We start from the raw sequence: 4,376 nt of genomic DNA on the forward strand, positions 1-4,376 counted from the left end.
CAGCTGTATTGGCTTGAATGCCTAATAAATCTGCAGCTGTCCTGGCTGTCACTTCTGCAACAAAAAATTCAAGCAATCTTCTTTGTATAGATTTCTTTAATTTACAATGGGTTATCTTTATTTTTGTAGTATAGCATTCTTGCTAATCTACTACAGCCCCTTATTTAATTAAAAACTTATACGCACCCCCGTTGATAACACATTGTTTTTACCTTTTCCGTGTTCAAGTTTTAAGTCGTAGTTTAAATACCACGCAGTATTCGGTGTGAATTCAGTTAGCGCGCCGACACCTACCCACGTTTTATTTTTCGCTAGACCAATACCTTTCACTCGGAAGTCTGCATTTTGTAAACCGGTATAACTTGCATCGAATCTTAAATCTTCGTTATTAAATGCCGTTTAATGGTTTACATATCCTTGTAAGGTTGTCTTCACACCACTCTCAAAGTTGATTGCTTGTGACATACGTACACCAGCTAATCCGCTTGCCTGTTGGTAAGTCGCTTTGTCCGCAGTTAAACCAAATTGGCTGTTGGTCTCACTGAAGGCGCCGCGTTTCACCACATCATGGCTCACACCGATATATGGTGTGAAGGTGAAATTACCTTGTTTGAAATCGTAACCTGTTTCTAAGTAACCTGAGATTACTTTATCTTTATGGTTAATTTTCGCTGTACTGCTGTTATTTGAATCTAAGATAATGGTACGTTCCACATCTGAATCCACCCAGCCGTAACCTACACGACCTTGTAAATACCAAGGTGCATTTTTATCACTCCAACGTCCATATAATGATACACCTACGCCTTTCGCATCTGATTTACCACCATAACGGTTAAAATCTACATCTGCTGTTGAGTGATTTACCGCGGTACCTAAAATAAAGTTATCGCTGACTAATTTATCGAAACCGATTTGACCTGCGTAAGTTTTTGTTTTACCTTCGCCGAAACTGCTTTCTTTTAACTTGCCGTTACCATAGATTCCTGATACCCAAACACCCACAGTATTATCTGCATTGTTCAATGAACCAAGCATTGAGAGACGGTTAGTAAAATCTTTATTTACTGTTTCTGCATTGTTCAATGAACCAAGCATTGAGAGACGGTTAGTAAAATCTTTATTTACTGTTTCTGCATTTTGGAATGTTAACGCCTGTGCAGATGCATAAATTTGACCAGAAAGACTATCTAACACTGCAGTCTGACCTGCTGAGACCGCTGCAAGGCTATTTTGTAATAATGCTGCATCCTGTGCGAAAGCGGTCGAATTTTCCGCATTATTTGCATCAATTTGACGATATAATGCTGAGAATGAGCTTTCTAAGTTGCTTGCAACACTTTCAGTCATCGCATCACGAGCTTCGCTGTTAGCAACAAACGTTTCTACATTTTGACGGCTTAAAGTCGCTGCAACTACGTTTTCAGCTGTTTTATTTACTATCGCATTTAAGAGACCGGTTGTCGTTTCAACTATACCGAATTCACCGTTAATTTCGCTATCTGATGTAATCGCCTCAGTGGTTACACCTTTTGCAGTAATATATTGTGCCTGACCGTCTTTTTCCGCAGTTAATACAAGTGTTGAATTATTTAGAACCACACCACCTTTAACTGAAAGTCTAGAGTCTAAGCTTGATACTAAAGTACTGTTTGCTGATGCTGCATAGCCGTTTTCAATCACAGTATTACCGTTATTTACCACTACACCGTCATTGCTTACGCCGTTTGATAATACGGTGCTATTTGCAACTAAAGTACCGTTTCTACCTACGTTTACCGCAGAACCATAGCTCTTACCGTTAATCGTAATTGCACCTTCATTTAAGGTAGTATCTCCAGTAAATGAACTTGCACCAGTCAGTACTAATTCACCTTGACCGTTTTTCACTAAGCCCACGTCACCTGAAATATCATTCTCAAATGCGTAGCTACCTTGTGGAATAGTTACGTTTACATCTTCACCAAGTGTGATACGGCTATCAAAACGTGCCGGACCTTTCATTGCTTTTTCAACGTCAAGTAAACCCCAACCATATACATCATCAACGCCACGAGCACCAATATCCGTTGCTGTTGTTAAAATTGATTGTTTAATTAAGTTACCATCCATCCACGGATATTTTTGTTTAACAAGTGCTGCCGTACCTGTTACTGCTGGTGCTGCGAAAGATGAACCACTTGCAATATAGTTACTGCCTTTCACATTAAATACATAGTCACCCATTGCAAAAACTGTCCAGTTTTTCGCAAGACCTGCTTGTGAATATGGTAATAAGTTAGACCATGAGAAATCACCTAAACGACCGTTATCACGCGCCGCTAAAGCCACAACCGATAACCAACCTTTCTCTAATTGCGTTTCAAAATAAGGAAGCGCCGCTTGTGGAGAAGATTCACGTTCACCACGGTTATTACCTGCCGTCCATACGAATAAACCGCCTTTATCAACCGCATCCGTATAGAAATCTAAAATATCCTGATTAAATTGGTGACCATAGTAATAAGCAGAGCGAGGATTATCATTAAAGTACGTGACCTGCTTAGAAATACCGTATGATTGGTTAAAAATACGTGCACCACGGTTCCATAATTGCTGATAAATATCGGCTGTTGCTAAAAGACCTGAAGAACCGTCTGCATTTACTCTGGTAATATCCGCTAAAAGTAAATTCACTCTTGGTGCAACACCATTTGCAGTATTACCGCCAACCATCTCAGCAACCTGAATACCGTGAGTTGCATCCGCCGGCGCATATCTGCCGGTATTTAAAATGGTTCCGCGTAGACCGAATTTATTTTGAATGTCTCTTGCTACCGTAGGATTATTGAAGCCACTGTCTACAACAGTAACCGTTACGCCTTCCCCTTTAAGCTCTACATTTGCTTTATTATTTGGGTCTTCTGAGTCGTAACCTCTAGAAATATCATTCCAAACAACCCCCCGTTCTTGGTACATTTCTCGCTTCAATCGGAGAAGTTGGACTTGACGGCTGCGTTGGCTTGATTACAATAGGATACGAAGGGCTAATAGGAGTATCGTCTGCAATCGGTTCTACTACTGGCTTCTCTGGCTCAACTACTGGTGGTTCGGTGGTTGGGTCATTTTCATTTCCTGGGTTTGTTACGTCTGTAACCGGCTCTGTTACTGGCTCAGTTGTTGGTGGTTCAACTTCTGGAGCATTTCCATTTTCAGGGTTTGTTACATCTGTAACTGGTTCAGGTTCCGTTTCTGTTGCTGGTGGTTCAGCTACCGGTTTGGGTTCTGTCGCAGGGGGATTCATATCTGGGCCAGAAACCACCACACCATCTACAATCTTCGTAATCGTCGTCACATCATTAACAATCTTATAAATTGTTTGTGTTGTAACACCATTTCGTGTTTCAGTTACAGTACGAATAATACCTTCATTCGTTGTTTTCGTATGGTCTGTAATACTAGTTGCAGAACTGCTAACCGGTCTAAACCAAGAGATTGGTTGATAACGAGAATAAACACCCAAATCTGATTTTACGTTATATAAATCAGTTTCAATATTGCTAGAAAAATTATCAGCCTGAGCATAACTTGCTGTTACCGATATAATGGCAATTGCTAAGGCAGAATATTTTGTTTTCATAGATTTACACCTCTTATTATATGAAAGAACTGCAAAACGATCGTTCATTAATCGTTTGCGTGGCAGATTTTACTCATCCTCAAATTTAGATCAAGTCAGATGACCGACAAGTTTTAAATTTACATTTGATTGACAATTAAAAATATGTAACCAGATATTTGCATAGAAACGCAAATAAATCAGACAAAAATTATGCAAAATTATCGATAAAAAGAAGCGATAATAATTACAATTCGCATAATGTACAAAAGGAGTTTAGGGATATGTCAGTCGTTAAAAAAAACAAAAATGTATTCTGTTCAAAAAATCAAAAAAATTCGTATAAATTAAATAAAAATTCAGCTTGATATAAACTCATTTATTTACAATTATTTACATAGCAAATGATTCAATAATATTTTTATATCCATTCTTATTTTTAATAAATACGGCATTTAATAGAGTATATATATGCAAAAATAGTTCACTTTTTTATTTATTTTTTACCAACTAATGTTAATTAGATATTTTTAGCATTAAAAACAAGCAATAAAAATAAAAGAAATTTTCATAATTTCTATAATTTCATTTAATTTTTTCTTTGAACTAGTGTTTGGCGAGAATAAATTTTCTGTTCTAAAAGGTAGGATATAGCCAAGAAAAAGGCTGCAGTATTACGACACACATCAAGTAATTTAGTTGCAAAAAATACTCGGAAAGATGCAATTGTATCAGTTACAGCACTACGATAAGCTAGTAAAAAATTAGGGGCTGTAGT

General features: G+C 37.8%; 4 protein-coding genes and 1 pseudogene. All 5 read right to left on the minus strand.

Annotated elements, in window-relative coordinates; all coding sequences use genetic code 11:
- Positions 1-121: pseudogene (locus HMPREF0027_RS11555) on the minus strand (IS1595 family transposase); the annotation flags it as partial.
- A gap of 47 nt (positions 122-168) precedes the next feature.
- The gene (locus tag HMPREF0027_RS13090) at positions 169-330 is read right to left on the minus strand and encodes a hypothetical protein (protein WP_005622120.1); all 162 of its coding nucleotides are present in this window, start codon (positions 328-330) and stop codon (positions 169-171) included.
- Positions 331-399: 69 nt separating this feature from the next.
- Positions 400-2,958 carry an autotransporter domain-containing protein gene (locus HMPREF0027_RS11560; protein ID WP_005622121.1) on the minus strand — a complete coding sequence of 853 codons (2,559 nt, stop codon included), beginning with the start codon at positions 2,956-2,958 and terminating at the stop codon, positions 400-402.
- Entirely contained in the window at positions 2,927-3,619 is a 693-nt protein-coding gene (locus tag HMPREF0027_RS12430; RefSeq protein WP_052301761.1) for a hypothetical protein, read from the minus strand. Before HMPREF0027_RS12430 ends, HMPREF0027_RS11560 begins: the two co-directional genes overlap by 32 nt.
- Before the next feature lie 568 nt (positions 3,620-4,187).
- On the minus strand, positions 4,188-4,376 hold a 189-nt coding region (locus tag HMPREF0027_RS12200), incomplete at its 5' end, for a hypothetical protein (RefSeq protein WP_208853661.1).

This window comes from Actinobacillus ureae ATCC 25976, assembly GCF_000188255.1.
Lineage (GTDB): Bacteria > Pseudomonadota > Gammaproteobacteria > Enterobacterales > Pasteurellaceae > Actinobacillus > Actinobacillus ureae.